This is a genomic window from Xenorhabdus sp. PR6a (assembly GCF_028599065.1).
GTDB classification, from domain to species: domain Bacteria; phylum Pseudomonadota; class Gammaproteobacteria; order Enterobacterales; family Enterobacteriaceae; genus Xenorhabdus; species Xenorhabdus doucetiae.
The window spans coordinates 100,845-124,014 of sequence record NZ_JAQRFJ010000003.1 but is presented as its reverse complement, the minus strand read 5'-3'; the positions used below and the strand labels follow the sequence as shown (position 1 = coordinate 124,014).

Sequence of the window (23,170 nt, the reverse complement as noted above, 5' to 3'; positions counted from 1 at the left end):
TTGAACTACTTCATCACGTAAATGTTGTTAGGGGTATTTTGTGCGAACGGTTTTATCCAGCTCCCGCCATTTTCTGTATCACAGTCACACCCTTTATTATATCCGTATATTCATTGCACTAACAGGAACCACGCTTATTCCCTGGCTATTAGGGGAAGAGCTTAAAATAACTATTCCGTTGCTGCTGGGAGTCGTTGCGGCCGCATTAACCGATCTGGATGACCGTCTGGTTGGACGACTTCGCAACCTCATCATTACTTTAATTTCGTTCTTTGTTGCTTCCGCGTCTATTACCCTGCTGTTTCCGTATCCGTGGCTTTTTATGCCCGGTTTAGCCCTGTCCACGTGTGGCCTTATCCTGCTTGGTGCCTTGGGGCAACGCTACGCCACCATCGCTTTTGGGGCTTTGCTCATTGCCATTTATACCATGCTGGGTTCATCAATCTTTCCTCTCTGGTATCAACAGCCTTTATTACTGCTTACCGGGGCAATCTGGTATAACTTACTGACATTGACCGGACATTTATTATTTCCTATTCGTCCCTTGCAAGAAAATCTGGCACGCTGTTACCAGCAACTTTCAGCCTATCTCTATGCGAAAACCAGCCTGTTTGATCCCGATTCCGAAGTTGAGGAATATAAACACGCGGTGTTTGATGTTGCGATGGCAAACAGTGCATTAGTCACCACGCTCAATCAGGCCAAGAGTTCGTTGTTAAGCCGCTTAAGGGGCGATAGGGGGCAACGGGGTACGCGCCATACGTTGCATTATTATTTTGTTGCCCAAGATATCCATGAACGCGCCAGTTCATCCCATATTCAGTATCAAAAACTGAGAGAGGTGTTTCGCCACAGCGATATTATGTTCCGCGTTCAGCGATTGCTTTCCATGCAGGCCAGGGCATGCGAACAAGTTTCACAATCGATTATCCTGCGTGAACAATATCAACATAACCCACGCTTTGAAAACGCATTCAGCTATCTTGAAAGCTCTATTGAGCGTTTAAAAAGTAAGCAAGGCACGGATGCTAAGATAATGGCATTGGATAATTTATTGAAAAACCTGCGTGCCATTGATGCCCAATTAGCCGGATTAGGTTCGGATCAAGAGCTTCTTTCTCAAAATATCCCTGCAAAAGATAAACAAGAAGAGACCCAGTTATCCGAGGAAGCGCTCACTGGCTGGCGGGATATCGGGTTTAGGATCAAAAGTAACCTGACACCCAAATCGGCCCTGTTCCGCCATGCGATCCGCATGTCCGCCCTGCTGTGTACCGGCTATGCGATTATTCAGCTATTTGATTTACAGCGCGGTTATTGGATTTTGCTAACCAGTTTATTTGTCTGCCAGCCGAATTATAGCGCCACCCGCCGCCGTCTGGCCCTGCGTGTTATTGGCACACTGGCGGGGATTTTAATTGGCCTGCCAATTCTCTTCTTTGTCCCTGCTATTGAAGGTCAATTAGTGTTGATTGTTATTTCCGGCCTGCTGTTCTTTGCCTTTCGTAATAGCCAATATGCCCATGCCACGCTATTTATTACGTTGCTGGTATTACTGAGTTTCAATTTATTAGGCGAAGGGTTTGAAGTGGCATTGCCGAGAATTATCGATACCTTAATCGGCTGTGGAATTGCCTTACTTGCCGTCAGTTTCATCTGGCCAGATTGGAAGTTCCATCAATTGCCCCAGGTCATTACCCGAACAATGGAGGCCAATTGCCGCTATCTGAGTGCGATTTTAAGGCAATATCACCACGGCAAAAGCAATAGCCTGAATTATCGCATCGCCCGTCGTGACGCCCACAATTGTGATGCTGAACTGGCATCCGTAATCTCAAATATGGCATCAGAGCCAAAAAACGATCGTATTTCCCAAGAAGCCGCTTTCCGTTTACTGTGCCTTAATCACACCATGTTAAGTTATATTTCTGCCTTAGGCGCCCATCGCGATAAACTCAATGATCCTGCCATGTTAGAAATCCTGAATCATGCCATCTGCTATGTTGAATCTGCCTTACAGCAAGGTCAGATAAATGATGATAGATGGCAAGCCGAGGTGAATCATTTACTGGAGAAAATCAATCTGGCACCTTCTGAAAGTCACAATAAAATTCAGTTGATATTGCAACAAATAGGATTACTGATTGAGCTGTTACCGGAATTGATTTGCTTGAAAAAACAGATTAGTGAGCAAGAGCCACATAAATAAACTTTCTTCAGGGGCGATCCCGCCCCTGATGATATTATGGGATGATTTGCCGCGATAATTTGATAAACGCTGTTAAAAAACATTATTACATAAATAATATAAATGAAAATTTCATTAATTTACAATAAAAATTGATATTTACAAATATTAATATCACCAGCCCTCATTTTTGATATTGACCATATGTAAAACTGCTGTAAAGTCGCAAATCTATAAAAATAAAAACCAATTATATTCATTTTAATTTCTATTAATAATAAGAATTATCACTTTTGAATTTATAATCACGTGGAAAATAATATGGAAGAGACAATTGCTATTGCGAAATACCCTATCGGTCTGGATCCGGAAAGGCTGTTTGCTGTACCTAAACTTAACTATGCGTTTATACGTATCAATAATATTTGTAATGCACGTTGCGAATTTTGCGATGTCTGGCAAACCGCCCAAATTGATGCACACAAACAAATAGACATGGTTAAACTCTGGCAAGAGCTGGAGGCGCTTTCACCACAGGAAGTCAATATTCATGGGGGTGAAGCCTTTTTATCAAAAGATTTTCTGGCTATTCTGGATGGTAATAAAAATACACCGATTTCCATTACCACCAATGGAACAGCGTTATCAAAAAAGATCTTCAATCGGATACAAGACAAAAGCCATCTCGTCAGAAAATTTTATATTTCCATTGATCATGTCGAACCTGAAAAAAATGGGGAATCACGTGGCATTCGTTGGTTAACAAATAACCTTTATGATGCAATGGCATATATTAAGCGGGAAATACCAGCTTCGATTATTGTTGTCAACCATGTGGTGACTTCACTAAATTATGACACTATTGATAAGTTTTTGCTTAAAATGGCTGAATTGGGCGTTGATGGTGTTAATCTGATCCCGATTAAAGATTATCCTCTGCTGTTTTTAAATACAGTGCAAATTAAATTATTTATGCAGAGAATAACTACCCTGCTGGAAAATAAACAGATTTCACGCCATTTATTTATGGATGCCAATTACGAAATTTTCGGCCGCAATGAAGACGATTATTCCCGCGCCGAAATAGGGAATTATAACGCTTCCAGCAAAAAAGCCTGTGCGATCCCACTGACAACACTATTCATTGATGCCGTAACAGGAAATGTTTACCCTTGCGATACGACGATGTATCGGCCAAATCCTGATCAATATATTATGGGCAATGTTCTGGACGATTCACTGCACGATATTTGGCATGGCGATAAGTTCTCACTGTTTCGCAAAAAAATGTATCCCGTCATCACCTGCGATTGTATTAAAGGCTGTGATCCTGCCAATAGATTAAGGTAAAACGATGTCTCTAGAAATTCATATCAATAATCAGGTGAGTTTTCATTGCGGGCAGCCGACGATTTTCTGTATGCCGGATATTAAAGACAGTGAACGCTTTATTCAATTATGCTATCAACATAATGTAAATATGATTCTGTTGATTAAGAGAAAATGGCTGGATTCAACGGATTGTTCATTCGCGCTGGCCTATTTAGTAATTGATGATCCGTTGGTTAACCATGCCGATAAAAAAATAATCGAGGCGCTGAAACAGGTCAAAAAAAACCTGTCAATGATTACCGCTCCCATTCACATCGACTATTTTATGGCTTTTTCTGAGCTGCATGTTGAATTGATGGCGACTGTGGCAGCGCATATTAACCATGATACCCATCTTATTGAGGTTGCCCGATCATTTAGAGATAAGTGGATAATGCGCAAGATTGCCAATGAACAGGGGCTTTATTGCCCAAAATTCACGCTGGCGTCAGAAATGCTCATCTCCCCTGAACATTTTGAGGCGTTTACCGAATCAGTCGAGAATGCCGCCAAACACAAAGGCAACCAAGCCGGTTTTATTGTCAAACCCCGCTCATTTTGGGGATCGATGGGTGTTACCGCCTATTCAGACCGCACTTCTTTGCTCTGTGCATTGCAGGCACTTGATGCCCCGGAAGCGTATCTGGTTGAAGAAAAAATCCAAGGCCAGTTACTGCATGTTGATACCGCCGTCTTCCGGCATAAGATACTCTATCAAGGCATCGGTGTTTACGCTTGTTCATTGCTCCCTGCCGACCAAACCGAAACCGGCCATTTTATGTGGCATACCATGCTGCCGGATTCTCCGGACAGCCATAGGCTGTTTGAATTTAACCGGCGGGTATTGCAGGCATTCAACCTCGAATACGGTTTTACCCATACTGAGATTTTTATTGAGGAAAATACTGATAATCTGATACTTTGCGAAACCGCATCGCGTCCGCCCGGACTCAGGCTATTCGATCTTCATGCACAAGCCAATCATAGACATGCCTTTGATGTCTTTATCAAAGCGTTGATTTCCCCGGCTTCGATTGGTAACGTGCCTTCTCTCGCCACAGGGCATGCCGATCCCCATTGTATTGGCATGATCATTTTTAATCCCCCGATGGGAAAGGTAGACGCCATAACACCCATAAAAGAAATTATTGATGAGCATGCTATTGAATGGGAACAATATGCGCAAACCGGCAGTTATTTCTCCAACACCCATTATACTGAAAAAATGGGCTATATTATTTGCTCTGCTAAAAGTGAATATACCTGTCTGCAATATTTAGAAAATTATAAAGATAAATTTCATTATACAACCCTAAAAAAAGATTAATACGATGATAAGAAGTCTGTTTCTCATTTCTTTAATTATTAATGGTGTTGGCTCAAGTATTCTTGCTGTCGGATACCCCTATATATTATTATCTGATAGTACACCAATGACCTACTATTATGCCAATATGGGTATCATATTTTTATTTGCCTCTATGGGTGCTTTGTTATGGGGTTATAAAATCGATTATGCCACAGATATTTGGCAGTTTCGTATTGTTATATTGTTGATTGAAATCTTTAGCACCTTATTATTATTGATATTGTTAGTGAGTAAAATCGCATTTCCGCCTATTATGCTACTTTTATTTATTGCCATATTAGAATTTCTTTTTGCCTATGAAATTCCGTGGTCACGTGTTGCCTGGCATGAACTTAATGACTGGGCAGAGCAACAAGGTGGTCAACATTTAAATGTCTCTCTCTATATTGTTATTGCCACTTCGCTTATTTCCGCCCTCGGCCCCGGCTTGGGGGCTTTACTGGGGATTACACAAGGGATAGATACGATTGTGGCAATCAAATTATTTTCCCTGCTCCCTTATTTCTATATCTGCTATCTTATGATGAAAATGCAGGTAAAACGTACAGCAGCACAAAGATCTCAATTAACCGGTGGGCTACGTTCTGTATTTCAACAGCGCTATTATAAAACTTTGGCCATTGCTGTTGTCTTTACCATTTTCGCTAATGCGTTTCTGATGGTGGCACTGCCCGTTGTTGTCATGGAAAGTTTGGCGAATAAAAGTTATGGGCTGGTCACCCTGTTCTATTTACTTAGTGCCCTGATCCCGATTTTCTGTACAACCTTACTCAATAAAACCCGCGTTAATAGCCGTATCCAGCGTTATCCCATTACAATATTTATTAATTTGTTTATTTTTGGCATTCTGTTTTTTCAACTACATACATTTTATGCAAAATCCTTTTTCTATTTTCTCTATAACATTGCAATAATTTATTTTAATGTATTAATTACCAACACCATTTATCAAAAAGGGTTGGAAATGCAACAAGGCCGGTTATTTTCTTTATTTCAGGTCACGATGAATTTCTCATTCCCAATAGCGGCAATCACCGTATCCATTGCACCTGACTCCAGCCAATATTTTTTACCGGTGGTTGGTTTCTCCCTATTTTTACTGATTGCAATCGCTGTTTACTTCATCATTCAAATAAATAAAGTCCCTGCTCCAGTGCATCATTGGCGCAGGTGATATTAATAAGTCTATTCGTTATTAGGATAATAATATGTCATATCTTAGACCTTATCTCGGTAACACCAAAATTGCTGATAATGTGCAAATCCGCTTGCAAACTGTCCTTGATAATAAAGCGGTGTTCAGGTATGCCACAGAGAGCCAATATTGCTTTCAGGCAGAAACGTTATTACAAAATATCCTGCATACCCAACACACCATGCTAGTCACCAATGGGACTGTTGCGCTTAAGGCTGCGCTGCTTGGGCTCAGACCCAAAATAGGGCAATGGGTGCTCATTCCTTCTATTTCATTTATCGCGACGGCCAATGCTGTACTGAGTTGTGGATTAATTCCTATTCTTGTTGATGTCGATAACAATGGCATGATGTGCCCAAAAGCGCTAAAACGCACATTAAATCAAATGGAAACAAAACCTCTGGCGGTCATTGCCGTTCATTTGGAAGGGACTCCCGCTTCAATTGCTGAAATCGCCCAAATTTGCCAACAATATCATGTGTACCTGATTGAAGACTGCGCACAAGCGATGGGAGTGAAATACCAACATCAGCCTGTCGGCACGTTTGGTGAGTATGGTTGTTTCAGTTTTCAGGCCAATAAATTAATCAGCAGCGGTGAAGGCGGTTTACTGATTGCCAAAAATCACCCTCTGTTTATCAATGCCTGCATGATGACTGACCACGGCGCGGAACGTACCGCAGAAGGCTATCCAGATTGGAGCAAAAGTATTGGTTTTGGTGACAACAATAAGTTCAACGAAATACAAGCTACCTTGCTGATTGACCAATTGGAGAATATCGAACAGTTTCGCACCTTATTAATCAAACGTTATCAAGAAATCCTGCAATATTTGCCTACAGATTGGGTGATTCCACGCCCGGAAGGGACGATCCCCGTCTCTGTCTGGCTAAAACGCAGCAAATTGCCCGCCGAACGTTCCAATTCAACCCTGCTATATGATTGGAAAGCCTGGGATTTGGCTAATCACCCGATTATAAAAAATCAACTTTCACCCTACTCTGACCATTTCCCCTGGAGCCTGCACCCAGATCCGCTCCCTGTACCCGCCTTAACGAAGCACCCTGCGATTGTGGCGGATCGCATTTGTCTGCCCGTGCCTATTGATAACGCAATTTATGAAAATGTCTTACAGTGGGTAATGGGAGGAAAGCCAGCATGATCTTGGACAATGACTTTTTCACCCAACTTGGCAATCATAATCAGCCAGTCCAATCTGTGTTGGGAGGCTCTTGTATCTGTTACGCTAAAGGTGTCCCCGCCCGGCTTTCTCTACAGGATTTGATCGATTCCCTGCTACCAGCAATCATCGCTTCACAACACAATGTCCCAGTTTATCTCTATTTTCAGTCTCATGAAGCGCTCATGATGGCCGATTTATTGCATTTTGATCCTGAACAGGCCAACCATACGGTAATGAGGGAGTGGCTGGAAGCCGGCATTATTTATACGTTGGAACAACTGAATATGCCTTTACCTCCCATTTATTGGATAGACACCTCTGAGGATAAAATCCGCCAGCATATTGATCATTGGGTTCCCCATATCAAGACGGTTTTGCCACCATCAAGGCTATATGGCCTTTATGCCCAAAAACCGGATGCCACTTATCCGCAGGGAACCGATGAAGAGCAAATGATGCTGGAGGTGTATTACCGCAATATTAGCCTTTATACCCCCGAATTTCTCAACGCGGCCCTGGGTATTCCCCCACAACAAGCCTTGTTTGTGGAAAATACTACGCAACAAAAAGCCATCCAGATTTACTCTCATGCGCTTGGACAAAATTGCAACCTATGGCTTTACCACCCGGCACCCAATACTCAAGGTAAAGAAATGTGTTTGGGTAATAGCAATCATAAAATCGAATTGCGTCTAACCGCCAAACAGATCATCCATCGTGCCGCTAAAATAGGTCATGAGGATTACTATCAGGCTATCTTTAACCCACATTCTATTGTCGATATTATGCAGGGTTGGCAAGCCAAGGTTTTGGACAATGAACGTTTTGAGTAATAAACGTTTTAAGTAATAAAGGTATTGGGCGATGAAGCGTAAGACCGTTGTGGTTATTAGGGGAACACCGGCAAGTGGCAAATCCACTACGTGTCACCAATTGAAAGAAGCCATGTTGGCACAGGGGTTAACGGTATCCTATTTGCCGTGGGATACCTTTCACCATTTCGTTGAACCACGATCATACCTGACGCAAAAAATTATTCTGGAAGATACCTTGCGACTCTTAAAGGTGGCTGATGATTGCCTTGATGCTGGTAGTGATCTGATTATTCTGGATGGCGTATTTATTTATCCCGAAGAGATTGACGCTATTCATGGCCTGTTTAGCCGAAAAAATGTCCGCATTCTGCATTATCGGCTGGTTGCACAGGAAGCAACACTGATTACCCGTAATCAGGAACGCGCGATCGACGATCGTTTGCCTGCTTCCCGGATCAGAGAAGTCGCTCAGGATAGTTTGTGGAATGACACGTTACCTGATGAAATTTTGCTGGATAGCGCGAAATATTCGACAGACAGAATTGTGGCACGGATAAGCCAGGCGATTATGCAGCAATCTGCGCCAGTTAACGGTTTCGCTAATCCAACCGCTTCCCATTTATGGCGTCTGGGAACGGCGCTGCGTTACCCGGAACTTAAGCGTTTTAAGCATATTGATCTGGTCTGGCAAGAAGGCCACCAGCAGTGGCAAAGCAATACTTTCTTTGATTTTACTTTTACGGCGAAAGAAGAAACAGAATTGCTCGCTTTTTTACAGCAGCAATCCCAATCCATTGTATTTAACTATTTGAATGCTGAATCCCATGCCTACCGCTATTTACATCATTTAGCGCAGCAGCATGGATTACAGTGCCATGCAGAGAGCCAATGGTTAGCTCCCGTTGTCAACATCCCGCCGCAAACAACTGTAGCTGACTTTTTGCCCCAACATTCGACACGATTAAAACGCAGCCTGAAAAAAGCGCGTAGCTACAATACCGTCACTCGTTACAGCACCTCAGGGCAAATTGAGCAACTCTGGCAAGATGCCTTATATGTCGATGCCAGAAGCTGGAAAACCACTCAGCAAAGTGATATGCGCAGCCTGAACCGTGAAGATCTCCAGTATCTCCCCGGCCTGTTAGCCAAAAGTCACCAATACCATCTGGCTGTCACTTATGATGAAACGGGTACGCCCGGTGCCTGGTCATTGATGCTAAATGACGGTGCGGGTCAATGGTATGCCGCTAAATGGGGTTGCAGTTATCAAGGCCGGGAAAGCCTGATGGGAATTCATTGTCTGATGGATCATCTCGAGATGCTTTACTGCCCTTACACTGGCCTTCAGATTGATCTCTGGGGCAGAAACAGTGAATTCTATGACCAATTAGCCAACCGGTATATTGAACGGCTTCATCTCAGGATCACACCATGATAGCTGACCGCAATAACCCGTTTTCGGAAAATATCATTCACTATGGTGACTCGGTACGGGATCTTTTCCGTGCAGATCTACAGGCTATAGCGCCCCAAGGTGACTGCCTGATGCCGGAGTGGATATGTCAGAGTATGGTTGAATCCGCTCACGCCGCTCATTGGCAACCGCACTTTTACCCTGTTTTGCCGCCAAAACAGGCCAGCGTGGTTTTGCAAGCGGATATCCAAGCTATGATGGACATGCTAAATGCCCTGCCACAACCTTGTGCCATACTTCTCGCCCACCCTTTAGGTTATATCGATCCGCAATGCCTGGCATTTTTGCAGCAAACGCAAAACAGCCACCATGCTCATGTGTTTCTGGATCTTTCCCAAGGCTATGGCAGGAAAGATTGCCTACAGGAGATCCTGCATGTTGATGCTGCCTATTATTCTTTCAACGGCAATAAACTTATCCGCACTGGCGGGGCATTACGCCTTCGCCTAACAAACAGGGAGACGATTCCCTCCTCGGTCAGAAATATTTTCACGGCTTTTTATACCGCCGCCGAAGAAAAATTTGCGGTATTGAGAGATCAGCTAAAATGCCATGCCATTGAAGATAATATTCACCATGCCTCACTGTACGCGGCTTATCAATCAAGTCCCTACCGCACGGTATTGGATTGGGAGAAATGCTCTCCTTCTGTGCAAACATTACTTCAACATCAGGGACTGGTTCAGCCATTACTCGCTGAACCCCGGCAAGAAAAAGGGCTTTCCAGCGAAAATTATCACCAATGGTGTGAGAAAGTCATGTTGATGTTTAGTTCACCCAGAGTTGAATGGAGTCAGTAAAATGTTAGAACTCAAACAAGTTATCCCTCAATCTCCCTTGTGGGATTCATTTCTTCATCTTTATGGCGAATATTTTCAACGCCATTGGCCGGACGTTTTTGGGGATCTGTCAGAAGAGAAGATAGCAAAAGAGAACCATATGGCCCTTGAGCAACGCATCCTGCAAGGTGACAGGGGGCTGTTTTTGTTACTGAATACCGGGCAATTGGCGGGATTAGCCAATGTATATCTTGAGCGGGAAGAACTTGAACGAGAAGAAAAAGTCACCCTGAATATTGCTGAATTTTATATCAGGGATGAGTACCAACGCCAAAAGCTAGGTCATGGATTATGGCACGCCATGTTGCAATGGGGGCGTCGCCACGGCGCCACTCAGGTTCATCTGGAAACCGATGTCGGCAAAAATGCCAATTGTTTTTGGCAATCCTTTGGGCTTTCGAGCCATCAAGTCGATGAACGCATGCATTATAATGGCCCCATCCCTCCCCTAAAGATACTGTGGATCAGGCATGGACAAATTATTCCATTGGATCATCTGGATTATTGCCCTGAAGATAACGTCATCGCCCTTGATGAGACTTCCATCAAACAGGCTAAAGACATCGGTATCCGAATACTGGGGAAACTACCGTGGCAAACGATTTACACTTCACCTCAACGCCGGGCACTGGAAACTGCCCACGCACTCAGTTCGGCCAATCAATCTTGTTTACTACAAGAAACGCAGGCACTTTGTGAATTCTTCCCGCAAGAGCTTATTGGCATGAAACTGGCAGATATCCCACGTCGTTATGGTGAGGATTATGCCCATCGGTTGCTCTATACCCCCCTTGATTCGCCTTTCAAAGACTCAGAACAGGTAACGGATGCTGCCAACAGAATCCATCGTTTTATCATGCAAATGGGTGATGAGATTTCAATGTCTTCCCTGCGAGTGATTGTCTCCCATCAAAATTTGCATAATATTTTTCTGGCTCATTTAATGGCAAGTGATCTCAATCTTTCCGGGCGATGGCATCTTAATCATCTTCATGGCAGTACTTTTTTATATTGTCCTTATACTAAACAATTTGATATAGAAAATGTAAATATTCCTTTATGAGAACATAACATGTTGAAAAATTCTCCCTATATTATATTTGACGCCGATCCATTCTGTTTTGGCCCGATCTCCACCACGTTAAATGTGGTGGAGAAATTAAAGTGTCGAAATAAATTCATATCAGGTACTAAATTTATTTTGTTAGGTACACTCACTTCTTCGCAATTAGGCCAAAAATCCGGATTATTTGATGCCATTTATGAATGTGATACCACTTCTGTTAGCGAGCTTTCACGCTACGCTGAACTTATTTCAGGTGCAGACTTGTATATCAGCAACACTAACCCTAATTCGATTAATTTCGTCTCGAAACTTGATACTCCCATTATCTATATCGATACGCTATTTTGGATGTGGGATAATCTTCAGGTCGATTTGCACCAAACCGAGAAAACATTTATTCAGAATTTTCACGGAATAGAACGCAATATTGAACGGTTCCAAGATAAGCTCGGCACTTATCAAGTGATACCCCCAATTCTTCACAGCTCCCTGCAACAATATATGATGGATGAACGTATGACGGATGACCATCCACCAGAAGGTGTATTAATTACACTGGGGGGGATTGATACCGTCTATGCTGATACCACCGATTTTTATTACCATTTTCTGAAAGAACTATTGTCTATTCCTTATTTGCAACAGGAAACCAAGATTACTATTGCGGGTGGAGGCAAAACGATCGTCAATCTGGCAGAAATGTTTGCCAAAACACATCCTCATATTGATATTGGCTGTTTTGCAAGGCAGGATTTTCTGCAAAAATTACACCGTGCCCATAAAGTATTAGCCAATCCTGGTCTTACCACATTTTATGAGTGTGTCGCTCTTAATAAAGATGTTTTTTTCTTACCACCACAAAATTATAGTCAGCAATTACAATTAGACGTTTATCTACAACATTATTATAGTCATGAACACGGTTTTTTATGGCAATCAGAATATGGTTACCCTGATATTCCTCTATACTTGCCAGAGAAAGAGGGGTTAGCGTTAATTAAAAAATGTAATGACTTATTTATTAATACCCCCACAGAAAGAAAACGAGCGATGGATATGATCAGCCAATTCCTTGCAAAAGAAAAAAACAACATCAATTTTTGTCACGATATTTTCCAAAGCGACATTTCCGAAAATGACATGATTCAAAAAAGTGCAGATGACATTATTGTTGATTATATTGAAAATAGGTTTTCCAAGCAAAAATTGAAAGATGACAGCATAATCTAAATATAACACAATAATGAAAAGTATAATTTATTCAAATAATAGCCTGATGATATTTGTATAAAAACAAATCATTATTACTTACTCTGATAAACACAAGATCTTATTTCCATAAGAGGTAACCCTATGTCTATGTTATTTTCTAATCTTAAAGTTTTTATTGGCGGCCCTATTCAACATGCATTAAGACTCAGGGTATTAGACAATAATTTACAAGTTCACATTAAATCTGCTATTTGCCAATTGGAATCACTCGGTGCAGAAGTTTTTTCAGCCCATCGTACAGAGCAATTTGGCGGAACAACACACTTATATACACCAGAGGAAGTTTCCCAACGGGATCGCCAATGGATGGAACAGTGTGATATTTTTGTTGCCATTTTGCCCGTCTGCCCACAACAGAAACAACTCATCAGGACGGATGGCACCCATATTGAATTAGGCTGGGCTTCTGCCTTAAGACGTCCAATTATATTGGTCACCGAAAAACCGTTTAATAACGCTGCCAGCCATTTACTAAAAGGGCTATCAGTTATTGCTCAAGTTCATCATATTTCCCTGCATGATTTTACACATGACCCAGCAATATTAAGCCATACCATTCAATCCATAGTAGAAAAGCAAGTTACCCAAAAGCATTCAGCCATTGCATCAAATTAGAAAATAGGGGCCCACGCCCCTATTCACCAAACGTCATCATTATGAATAAGAATCTGAATTATGGTAAACCAATTCACTGTGCCAGCTAATTAATTCGTCACGCAATTTTTCGGGTAATACCGCAACATGACATCCTTCTATTGCCCCTGCCAAAGCAAATAACAAATTGATGTTGGTTTTTTTCCTCTGTTGCTGGAGTTTGAGGTAAGCCGCTTTTGCGCCCACAATCCGTAATTCTTCTACTTTAGAGATACCCACTTTCCATAATTGCCTCTCTAAAGCGATCCCTAAATTAGGGAGATCTTTAAGCCTAATCGGTATTTTCTGTCTATCAATGATCTCTTTCATGCTGTATTGATAGGCTAAATTTACATATTCGGATAACTGTTTTTGATTCTGCCAAAGTGATTCACTAACACGATAATACCGTAAAGTCACAGGTATTCCTCTTTTTGAGTAAATAAATTTCTCCATTCCCCTGGCCTTAAATAATACTTCGGCGTGACTATTACCTCGTAAATAAAACTCTCCATCAGAACTGATAGCAAATAAAATCCCATCGATTAGCAACCCAATGCCCCCAAATTGAGATTTTTTCTTGATCTTGCCCAGTGCAGATACGCCATGTTGCAATTGAGCAAAACGATCTCCGGATAACAACATTTTTATCGCTCCATGAATCACATTCCAACGCAATGGTTGATCATGCTTGTTATTAATAAAATAGATAACAAGAACAACTAATTAAAACCATACGCAATCTATTTCCAACTGCCAATCGTTAAGTCAGGAAAATGCTAATTTCTGTAAATTTTTGCGAAGCGCTTTGAAAAAAAGGGACTTGTTTTTAATCAAATAGCGTTATACTGTATAAATATACAGCATATCATAACAGCGACCTGTGGCGAGGAACATTATGAGCATCCGAACAGCGTGGAAATATCTCTCTGAGAAAAGAACAACAGCAGCCGGCACAACAGAGCACGAACATAAAACAGACAAAACAAGGGTTGGGATGACCGTGAAAAGAGTCTCTTTTGTAGAGCCACCCCGATACATTTCGCATCCGATAAACCCGATAAAAGGTGTGGTTAGTGAGCTGATCTACAGTGAACATCATGCTGTCATTAATCACATTCTTCTTCCTTTATTACGTCAATCAGGAAAAGAAGAGCGATGGTTACTTTGGGTAAATCCTAATAAGAAATTAAGCCGTCGGTGGTTAATGGAGGCCAACCTGCCCCTAAATAAAGTTGTCCAACTCAATCAAATTTGCCCTATCGCTTCGGTGAGTGCCATGGAAAAAGCGCTGGCGAGTGGTAATTACAGTGTAGTATTGGGCTGGTTACCCGAATTATCAGAATATCAATTAAATACGCTACAAGCCGCTGCACAAAAAGGAATGACTCTTGGCTTTATTATGCGCCCACAAAATTTATTACCTCAATTTTCACAAACAAAATCTCCACAAACAAATAGGCTAAAAATCCACTCGAATTACTATCATTGATTAAAACCATCATTAACTAAAATTAGGATTAATCCCAATATTTTTTATAAAAAATAAGCTACCCATTGCCAATCATTATTGTTTGTAATGAAAATCAATATATTAATATTGTAAGCATTGTAAATGTTCGTCAAAAATAATTATTTTATGTCAGCCGGTAATTAAAATTTTTGTGTCATGTGTCACAGTGCACTTGTAACTTTTTAACTTCGTTGTAGACTTTACACAGTTTAGGGGGTTGTGCTTACCGCGCTTATATTTCAGAACAGATCTTCTGATTAAAGCATGGTTACCTAACAGAACATTTTAACCAGTGGCTAACAATAAGGCTTTTAAAGCCAATTGCCTATTTGAATGATAACGAGGCGTACACAATGAAAAAGACAGCTATCGCAATAGCAGTGGCAGTGGCAGCTTTCGCAACTGCTGCTCAAGCAGCTCCAAAAGACAACACCTGGTATACCGGTGCTAAACTGGGTTGGTCTCAATACCATGACGCAAATTTCTACGGAAATGGTTATAGTGACCAGATCGGTAATGGCTCTGCCCAAAAAAACCAATTGGGTGCAGGTGCTTATGTCGGTTATCAAGCAAACCCATACCTGGGCTTTGAACTGGGTTACGATTGGTTAGGCCGTATCGCTTATAAGGGCAGCGTTAATAACGGTGCTTTCCGTGCTCAAGGCGTTCAACTGACCACTAAACTGAGCTACCCAGTGCTGGACAATCTGGATGTTTATACTCGTCTTGGCGGTATGGTATGGCGTGCGGACTCCTCTGCAACCTATAATGCCAATGCAGTTGCTGGAACAGGTGCAAATGACCAGCGCAGACTGAAAAACAACGACACAGGTGTTTCTCCTCTGGCCGCAATTGGTGTTGAATATGCACTGACCAAAAATCTGGCGACCCGTGTGGACTATCAGTGGGTTAACAATATCGGTGATGCAACTACCGTTGGCGCCCGTCCAGATAATGGTCTGCTGAGTGTGGGTGTTTCTTACCGTTTCGGTCAAGATGAAGAAACCGTGCCAGTGGTGGCTCCAGTCGCACCTCCAGTCGCCCCTGCTCCTATCGTTGAAAGCAAGAGCTTTGCTCTACGCTCTGATGTTCTGTTCAATTTCAACAAATCTACCCTGAAAGCAGAAGGTCAACAGGAACTGGACAACCTTTATAACCAGCTGGCTAAAATCGACCCAACTCAGGGCAAGGTTGTGGTACTCGGTTACACTGACCGCATCGGCAGCCAAAACTATAACCTGCCACTGTCTCAGAAACGTGCTCAATCTGTTGTAGATTATCTGGTTGCTAAAGGTATCCCAGAAAATAGCATTCAAGCAGAAGGTCGCGGTAAGACAGAACCCGTCACTGGCTCTACCTGTGACAACATTAAAGTTCGCGCTAAACTTATCGACTGTCTGGCGCCAGATCGTCGTGTAATTATCAATATTCAGGGTACGACTGAAGTCGTGACTCAGCCACAAGCAGCTCACTGATATATTGCTATCATCGATCCACCAAAAACCCCATTTTTAAATGGGGTTTTTTTTAGCTGTTTTTCTATTTGTTTGTTAGCTTATTTCCCTAATATGGCTTCCAAATCCTGTTTCAGACTCGACATTTGATGCGTATACTTTTCCCGATATTCAGCATCTTCCAATAGCTGGATGATCATTTCCGACAGGGTATTGCCGCGACGCTGGGAGAGCGCTGAAAGCCGCTGCCAAACATGAAAATCCAAATCAATAGATTTCTTACGTGAATGTTGATGTTCAGCATTAAAATGACGTTTACGCCGTGCCCGAATCGTTTGCTTCATTCGGTTGGATAAATCCGGATTCATATGTCGGGAAATCCATTTTAGTACCTTGACTGGCTCACTTTCTAAATTCATTAACTCATTGACTGCATCTTGTGCAGCACTTTTTTCAATGTATTTAGTAATCAGCTCACCTTCACGATGTTTCTTTGCCAAATAAGCCCATTTCCAGCCACATTCCAGATTTTCCAATTGTTGATATTTCATTTCATCTCTCAGTGACAGCGTAACTTAAATTAAGCATAGCAATTATTTCTTTAATTTGCCTATAGCAACACAAATATTGGCATATTTTACAAGTAATAAAAACGCTGGCTCAAATGGCGTTTCTTGCAAAATTCTGGCATGTTGGTTCACGGCTTAATCTTGTATAATAAATGTTTCCTTTTTTACACTATGACGTAGCTATCACTTTGACGAATATAAAACTAGACTGGCAGGCATTACAGCCAAACAATGCGCCTTATCAGGCACTCTTTAATTCTGCCGCGGAATTATCCCCTATCACAGTGGATAGGGTTCAATCCAGGCTGCACAGTGGGTTATCCCTTTTTTGCCAGACCGCCCTGCGTCAACCTTTTATGCTGTTAAAGGCAGAAGAGAGTGATGTTTACCTGTCTCTTTTATCCGATACTATTTCCTCTTTGTTGCCAAAAGACTGTCCAGATATTGGCGGTTATTATCAGACAGAGCATCAAACCATTACCTGGCACTCTTCAGGAGAAGGTCTTTTTGCGCCAACCAAACGCGTTGCTTACTGTGAATGGATTGAACCAGAGCAATTATTCGGCAATCTCTATACCTATCAAGAGGTCATTCAACTGCAACCGGGTCTTATCCATCAGGTAAATGGGGGTGTTTTGATTTTACCTCTGCGTACCCTGCTTTCTCAGCCATTGATGTGGGTTCGTCTCAAACAGATGATGATTCAGCGTCGTTTTGATTGGTTGTCTCACAATGAAAACCGTTCTCTCCCATTACCGATCCCTTCAATGGAATTAGATCTGCGTCTCGTTTTGGTCGGGGACAGACTCAGTCTCGAAGAGTTACAGGCCATCGAGCCTGAACTGGCAAGCAGTGCATTGTATGGCGAATTTGAGCTGGATATGCCTTTTCATGAAGAAGATGATTTGACAGTATGGTGCCAGTACGTTAATGGGATAATCCAACAACAAAACTTACCTCCACTCAGTGCCGATGCCTGGCCTGAATTAATTAAACTCGCCGTTCGTTACACCGAAGATCAATGCCGGTTGCCTCTGGACATTCAATGGTTACAGCAAAAATTAGAAGCCGCGGCTCATTATCATCAGGAACAACGGATCACTCAACATTCTCTGCAACAAGCAGAAGATAATCGTACCTGGCGTCATGCCTATTTGGCTGAACGCAGCATGGATGAAATTCTGAAAGGCCAGGTATTGATTCATACGCAAGGCTCAGTTATCGGCCAAATCAATGGGTTATCCGTACTCGAATATCCTGGGCACCCTACCCCACTGGGAGAACCTTCCCGTATCAGTTGTGTTGCGCACTTAGGGGATGGGGAATTTGTTGATGTGGAACGTAAGGTTGAGTTAGGCGGCAACATTCATGCAAAAGGCATGATGATTATGCAGGCTTATTTAATTTCTGAATTGAAATTAGATCAACCACAGCCGTTCTCTGCTTCTATCGTATTTGAACAATCCTATGGTGAAATAGATGGGGACAGCGCGTCACTTGCCGAATTATGCGCCCTTATCAGCACCTTGTCACAACAGCCTATCGATCAGCAAATTGCCGTGACGGGTGCGGTGGATCAATTCGGTTATGTACAGCCTATCGGTGGCGTTAATGAAAAAATTGAGGGTTTCTTCCGCATATGTCACCACCGCGAGCTAACCGGCCATCAAGGTGTCATTATTCCAGTCGCAAATATTCAACATTTGTGCCTGAACCAAGATGTTATTAATGCGGTAAAAAATGGGCAATTTCATATTTGGGCGGTTGAGCATGTCTCTGAAGCTGCGTCACTGTTAACGGGTATGCTCTACTATGATCCGCATGATCCTGACCTACAAAAGCATGATCAACAGAATGATCTACAAAAAGAACACTTGTTAGCCATGATACGTGAACGCATTACACAGGCTAATATTCAAGAACGACCTCGACTTCCATGGTTTTTCCGCTGGCTAGGTTAACTCCATCGTTATCTGATCGGAGTTGTTGAGCGTACAAGTGTACGCTATTCTCTAGCCTTACACGATTATGAGGCAACCTGAGAGTATGTTTAAAAAACAAGAGTCCTACACGAAAGAAGAACTTCACGCCTCCGGGCAAGGTAAATTGTTTGGTGAGAATGGGCCACCGCTGCCTTCTGGCAATATGCTGATGATGGATCGCATCACGAAAATGTCAGAAACCGGTGGTACTTACGATAAGGGGTATGTCGAAGCTGAACTCGACATCAACCCTGAGTTGTGGTTTTTTGATTGTCATTTTGTCAATGATCCTGTTATGCCGGGCTGCCTTGGCCTTGATGCCATGTGGCAGCTTGTGGGTTTCTTCCTGGGCTGGGTTGGCGGAGAAGGCAAAGGCCGCGCACTCGGTGTTGGGGAAGTCAAATTCACCGGGCAAGTATTACCAACGGCCAAGAAAGTGACCTATCGCATTAATTTTAAGCGTGTCATTAATCGCAAATTAATTATGGGACTGGCTGATGGTGAGGTTCTGGTCGATGGCAAACTGATTTATACTGCGACTGATTTGAAAGTAGGCTTGTTTAAAGATACCAGTGCTTTTTAATCCATTCACATTGGCAACCAAAAGTTTATCAACTTCTCTGTTGCCAATGCTGAGCACCTCCGCGATGGCGGAGGTGGCTTGTTAACGTTGCAAAGAGAGTTGTCTGGCGATAGATTCGGCTAACTGGCTATAACCCTTTGCCAAAGTAAGAACTAATTCAGCATAGCCATCTTTTTCCTGTTTCAGCTTAAGGTTAAATGGCCGCTTAATTACCTTATCTGGGTTAGACAATAGCCAGTAACCTTCAATCAATACCTGACCATCATAGCGCCCGTGAAAAGCCGTTATTGTGACATCCAACGCATCTGCGTCTGGTTCTAATTCCTGCCCAGACACCAAACGATGTGGAAATGCCGCGCTCAGTTCAGAGATCAATATTTGTTGTAATTGTTGTTGCAATGGGCTGGACCATAAATGGTTCGACGCATTGATATAGCTCACCTTTCCCGTCTGATACGCAATGCCGGGAGCAGCAAGATAGTCAGAAAGGTTAACCCTTTTTACCCATAGCTGCCGTTCATGTTTAGCCCCCAACTTGCCTTCCGACGCTTTTTCCGATGCTAAGTGGGTCAAGATCGGTAACTGATAATAGGTTTTTTGTGGTTGACGACTGCTGCACCCCGAAATAAGCCCACTTCCAACAATAAATACACTGGCAGTGATAAAAAATGCCAATCTTGCCATCAATTTTTTCATCAGTTAGGCGCCTTTTTAGGTTCAGGATCTTTGACCGCTTCTGCTTCAAATACCAAGGCATTACTCTTATTATTGAGTGTCTGCAAAATAGGTTGCAATTCACGTAATACCTGATCCAACCGCTGCATATTATCCATCAATTGACTATAAGCGGGTGAGCCTGGCTGAATGCCCCGCATACTGCGATTCAACTCATGTAATGTATTTTGTATATCTTTAGGTAGCCCCTGTGCTTCTTTACTCGCAAGAATACGGTTTAACTCATCCATTGTTTTCTGGGCTGTTTTAATGGTTTTTCGGCTCTCTTCCATTGTCTGCGTTGCCTGAACAAAAACCGGTTCTATCGGCATGCCATTGATCTTATCCAATGCCATGATGACTTTTTGTTGAATTTGCGCCAAACCACCACTTACCGTAGGCAGGGTTTTATAACCCGCGATTTCATATGGGCCTTCCCAGGGTTTCTCATCAGGGAAAAAGTCCAGATCAATAAACAACGCACCTGTCAATAAATTGCCTGACTTCAACGTGGCTCTTAAGCCTCGTGCAATCGTTTCTTTTAATTCTTTGTCTGTGTTAAGTCCATTACCTAACTCTTTGACAAATCGCCCAGGCTCAACATGAATCAGGACAGGGATACGGAAGTCATTGTCGATACGCTGCTTAATACCTTCGATAGAAAAAGGAACTTTTGCGACCGTTCCTACCCGAATACCCCGGAATTCGACCGGCGCTCCCGGCTGCAAACCACGCACAGAATCAGAGAAAAATAATAAAAAATCGGTATGCTCTGTATAAAGTGCGTTTTGGATATTTTTCTCACTATCATAGAGTGTGAAAATTTCCTTTTCTTTAACGGGATTACCCAGCTCCCAGCCTTTCGGCACGTCAAAACTCACACCAGCACCAAACAGAGTTGATAATGAAGCCATTTCAACCCGTATGCCTTGTGATGACATGTCAAACGTGACACCGCTGTCTTTCCAGAATCTGACATTGGTGGTCAGCAAAGCGTCATAAGGGGCTTTGACGAAAATTTGATAGCGAACTAATCGGGAGGTGGGATCGAAAGTGCCGGCCTCAACGGAACCTACGCGATACCCCCGAAATAACACCGGATCGCCGGGGGTTAATCGCCCTGCTTTGTCGCTGGTCAGAATAAGGCGAATCCCTTTTGCGTCAGGGGAAGCAAGCGGTGGGGCTTCAAGCAATGAAAAGCGGTTTTCTTCCCCGTCTTCTGTGCCGGGCTGTAATTCGATAAAAACCCCGGACAGTAAGGTACTCAGGCCAGAAACACCCTCACGGCCAATCTGGGGTTTCACTACCCAGAAAGCCGTATCTTTATGCAGTAAGCGCTCCATACCATCATTGAGGCGGGCTTTAATGATAACTTGCCCCAGGTTTTCGCTCAAAGACACGCTTTCGACGACGCCAACGTCAACGCTGCGGCTTTTAATCTTCGTTTTACCTGCCTCAATACCTTCCGCATTAGACGTTATCAGTGTGACTTCTGGCCCCTGATGACTGAAATGATAAAACAGTATCCAAGCCCCAATAAGCACCGTGATAATGGGTACGATCCATACAGGTGACCAACTCTTAAGTTTACGAATTCTGGCCTGAGTCAGATCTTCTTCTTTATCCGTCACCTTACGACTCCTCATTTCTATGTCGCTCAAATTTTCGGTTGGCTTTGTCCCAAGTTAACCGCGGATCGAACATGATTGATGCAAACATCGTCAAAATAACCACCAGAGCAAACAGTACGGCTCCCAAGGCAGGATAGATGCTCATCAGTTGCCCCATGCGAACCAGCGCGGACAGCACAGCAATAACGAATACATCAATCATTGACCAACGCCCAACAAATTCCACCATTTCATAAATGAAGTTCATCTTTTCGGAATCATGGTTCGTTTGACTGGTTGCATCCCAGCATAACCAACTAATTGCCAGCATTTTCAAGATCGGCACCATGATGCTGGCAATAAAAATGACCATAGCAACCGGATAAGAGCCTGAACTCCAAAGTAAAATAACCCCCTCCAGAATGGTGGAATTAATTTGTTGCCCCAAAGCCTGAGTAACCATAATCGGCAAAACATTCGCCGGAATATAAAGTATGGCTGATGTTATTAGCAGAGCCATTGTGTACTGAAGGCTATTGCGACGGCGAGCATTCCCCCTTGTGTGGCAACGAGGGCAGCGAGATTGTTGGGCAGGTAAGATTGCGGTACAGCACTGGCACAGCCTGAGTCCTTGCACCAGGCCAGGTTTTCCCGCCTGCAAGGGTTGGCAAACTGTAGGCGCCGGTGCGATTTCATTCCAAAACCAATGTCTGTCGAGACACTGAAATGCCCTGACTTGAAACAGGCAGAATAGGCAGTAAGGGAAAAAACTCAGGCCGATGCTGATTTCGCCATGCGCCATCAGTTTAACAAAGCTCACCAGCACGCCCGCGAGGAAGATTTCTGCCATACACCACGTTTTCATCTGAAACAAAATACGCGCCAGCTCTATTTTCAAGCGGCGCGCCATTTTGACGTTCTGACATAAGAGGATGATGGCAATCATACAAAATGTCGGTACAAGCTGGACAAAGATCAGGAAAAACACCGCCATACTGGAATAGTCTTCACTGAACATCACCTTGGGGATCTGAGTTAACGTTATTTCACTCACCATCCCCGCTACACTCATACTGACAAAAGGAAACAGGCAAGCGAGAAAGAGCATGATGAGTGCACTTAACGCATAGCCTGTTGGTTGATTACGCGGTTCTTTCCACTTTGCTGTCAGTAACGCGTGACACCGTGGGCAAACCGCCTTTTTCCCTTGTTCCAAATCAGGCACAGCCACCAGCATGTCGCATTGGGGACAAAGAACCAGCTTGTCATGCTGGTGATTGTTGGAACACAAAGTGTTTCTCCTTTAGCAAAGCTCACCAGTTTCTTTTATGCGGCAGCGA

20 protein-coding genes are annotated in these 23,170 nt (G+C 43.0%); 15 read left to right on the top strand and 5 right to left on the bottom strand.

From position 1 onward, the window contains the following. Positions 1-40: 40 nt before the first annotated feature. The 11 genes from yccS to PSI15_RS01710 all read left to right on the top strand — a co-directional run bounded on the left by yccS (position 41) and on the right by PSI15_RS01710 (position 13,387). Complete coding sequence (gene yccS, locus PSI15_RS01760; protein ID WP_273582042.1) at positions 41-2,209, top strand: YccS family putative transporter; 2,169 nt, start codon at positions 41-43, stop codon at positions 2,207-2,209. Positions 2,210-2,509: 300 nt separating this feature from the next. Beyond that, the gene (locus PSI15_RS01755) at positions 2,510-3,538 is read left to right on the top strand and encodes a radical SAM protein (RefSeq protein ID WP_273582041.1); all 1,029 of its coding nucleotides are present in this window, start codon (positions 2,510-2,512) and stop codon (positions 3,536-3,538) included. A gap of 4 nt (positions 3,539-3,542) precedes the next feature. Next, positions 3,543-4,886 carry an ATP-grasp domain-containing protein gene (locus tag PSI15_RS01750; protein WP_273582040.1) on the top strand — a complete coding sequence of 448 codons (1,344 nt, stop codon included), beginning with the start codon at positions 3,543-3,545 and terminating at the stop codon, positions 4,884-4,886. A gap of 268 nt (positions 4,887-5,154) precedes the next feature. Next, positions 5,155-6,102 (top strand): hypothetical protein, encoded by a 948-nt coding sequence (locus PSI15_RS01745; protein ID WP_273582039.1) that lies wholly within the window; start codon positions 5,155-5,157, stop codon positions 6,100-6,102. A gap of 34 nt (positions 6,103-6,136) precedes the next feature. Beyond that, entirely contained in the window at positions 6,137-7,285 is a 1,149-nt protein-coding gene (locus PSI15_RS01740; RefSeq protein ID WP_273582038.1) for a DegT/DnrJ/EryC1/StrS family aminotransferase, read from the top strand. Continuing rightward, a complete protein-coding gene (locus tag PSI15_RS01735; RefSeq protein WP_273582037.1) occupies positions 7,282-8,139 on the top strand; it encodes a hypothetical protein in 858 nt (285 codons plus the stop codon). The genes PSI15_RS01740 and PSI15_RS01735 overlap by 4 nt, the downstream gene beginning before the upstream one ends. A 31-nt stretch (positions 8,140-8,170) precedes the next feature. Next, the gene (locus PSI15_RS01730; RefSeq protein ID WP_273582036.1) at positions 8,171-9,556 is read left to right on the top strand and encodes an AAA family ATPase; all 1,386 of its coding nucleotides are present in this window, start codon (positions 8,171-8,173) and stop codon (positions 9,554-9,556) included. Further along, on the top strand, positions 9,553-10,395 hold the full coding sequence (locus PSI15_RS01725; protein ID WP_273582035.1) for a hypothetical protein: 843 nt from the start codon (positions 9,553-9,555) through the stop codon (positions 10,393-10,395). Before PSI15_RS01730 ends, PSI15_RS01725 begins: the two co-directional genes overlap by 4 nt. Position 10,396: 1 nt before the next feature. After that, positions 10,397-11,497: a GNAT family N-acetyltransferase gene (locus PSI15_RS01720; RefSeq protein WP_273582034.1), complete on the top strand. Its 1,101-nt coding sequence runs from the start codon at positions 10,397-10,399 to the stop codon at positions 11,495-11,497. 9 nt (positions 11,498-11,506) lie between these two features. Then, positions 11,507-12,730, top strand: a complete 1,224-nt coding sequence (locus PSI15_RS01715) for a hypothetical protein (protein WP_273582033.1) — start codon at positions 11,507-11,509, stop codon at positions 12,728-12,730. 123 nt (positions 12,731-12,853) lie between these two features. Continuing rightward, positions 12,854-13,387 (top strand): nucleoside 2-deoxyribosyltransferase, encoded by a 534-nt coding sequence (locus PSI15_RS01710; RefSeq protein ID WP_273582032.1) that lies wholly within the window; start codon positions 12,854-12,856, stop codon positions 13,385-13,387. A gap of 39 nt (positions 13,388-13,426) precedes the next feature. Here the strand turns inward: PSI15_RS01710 and PSI15_RS01705 are convergent, their stop codons facing one another. Next, a complete protein-coding gene (locus PSI15_RS01705; protein ID WP_273582031.1) occupies positions 13,427-14,050 on the bottom strand; it encodes a TfoX/Sxy family DNA transformation protein in 624 nt (207 codons plus the stop codon). A gap of 253 nt (positions 14,051-14,303) precedes the next feature. Between PSI15_RS01705 and sulA the strand changes: the two genes are divergently transcribed. Beyond that, a complete protein-coding gene (sulA, locus tag PSI15_RS01700; protein WP_273582030.1) occupies positions 14,304-14,897 on the top strand; it encodes an SOS-induced cell division inhibitor SulA in 594 nt (197 codons plus the stop codon). Between the two features lie 374 nt (positions 14,898-15,271). Further along, positions 15,272-16,393 (top strand): porin OmpA, encoded by a 1,122-nt coding sequence (ompA, locus tag PSI15_RS01695; protein WP_273582029.1) that lies wholly within the window; start codon positions 15,272-15,274, stop codon positions 16,391-16,393. Positions 16,394-16,473: 80 nt separating this feature from the next. Here ompA and matP read toward each other — a convergent pair whose 3' ends face one another. Continuing rightward, positions 16,474-16,923 carry a macrodomain Ter protein MatP gene (matP, locus tag PSI15_RS01690; protein WP_273582028.1) on the bottom strand — a complete coding sequence of 150 codons (450 nt, stop codon included), beginning with the start codon at positions 16,921-16,923 and terminating at the stop codon, positions 16,474-16,476. 206 nt (positions 16,924-17,129) lie between these two features. Here matP and PSI15_RS01685 point away from each other — a divergent pair, with 206 nt between their 5' ends. Together PSI15_RS01685 and fabA are read left to right on the top strand one after the other, a co-directional pair. Further along, complete coding sequence (locus PSI15_RS01685; RefSeq protein ID WP_273582027.1) at positions 17,130-18,902, top strand: Lon protease family protein; 1,773 nt, start codon at positions 17,130-17,132, stop codon at positions 18,900-18,902. Positions 18,903-18,987: 85 nt separating this feature from the next. Further along, a complete protein-coding gene (gene fabA, locus PSI15_RS01680; protein ID WP_045970023.1) occupies positions 18,988-19,506 on the top strand; it encodes a bifunctional 3-hydroxydecanoyl-ACP dehydratase/trans-2-decenoyl-ACP isomerase in 519 nt (172 codons plus the stop codon). A gap of 81 nt (positions 19,507-19,587) precedes the next feature. On the opposite strand, the gene pqiC is transcribed toward fabA, so the two are convergent. Genes pqiC through pqiA form a run of 3 tightly spaced genes read right to left on the bottom strand, consistent with a single transcriptional unit; the run spans position 19,588 to position 23,121 of the window. Beyond that, complete coding sequence (pqiC, locus tag PSI15_RS01675; RefSeq protein ID WP_443256062.1) at positions 19,588-20,190, bottom strand: membrane integrity-associated transporter subunit PqiC; 603 nt, start codon at positions 20,188-20,190, stop codon at positions 19,588-19,590. Positions 20,191-20,201: 11 nt separating this feature from the next. Next, positions 20,202-21,851 (bottom strand): intermembrane transport protein PqiB, encoded by a 1,650-nt coding sequence (gene pqiB, locus PSI15_RS01670; RefSeq protein ID WP_443256060.1) that lies wholly within the window; start codon positions 21,849-21,851, stop codon positions 20,202-20,204. A 1-nt stretch (position 21,852) separates the two neighbouring features. Next, a complete protein-coding gene (gene pqiA / locus PSI15_RS01665; RefSeq protein WP_273582024.1) occupies positions 21,853-23,121 on the bottom strand; it encodes a membrane integrity-associated transporter subunit PqiA in 1,269 nt (422 codons plus the stop codon). Positions 23,122-23,170: the final 49 nt, after the last annotated feature.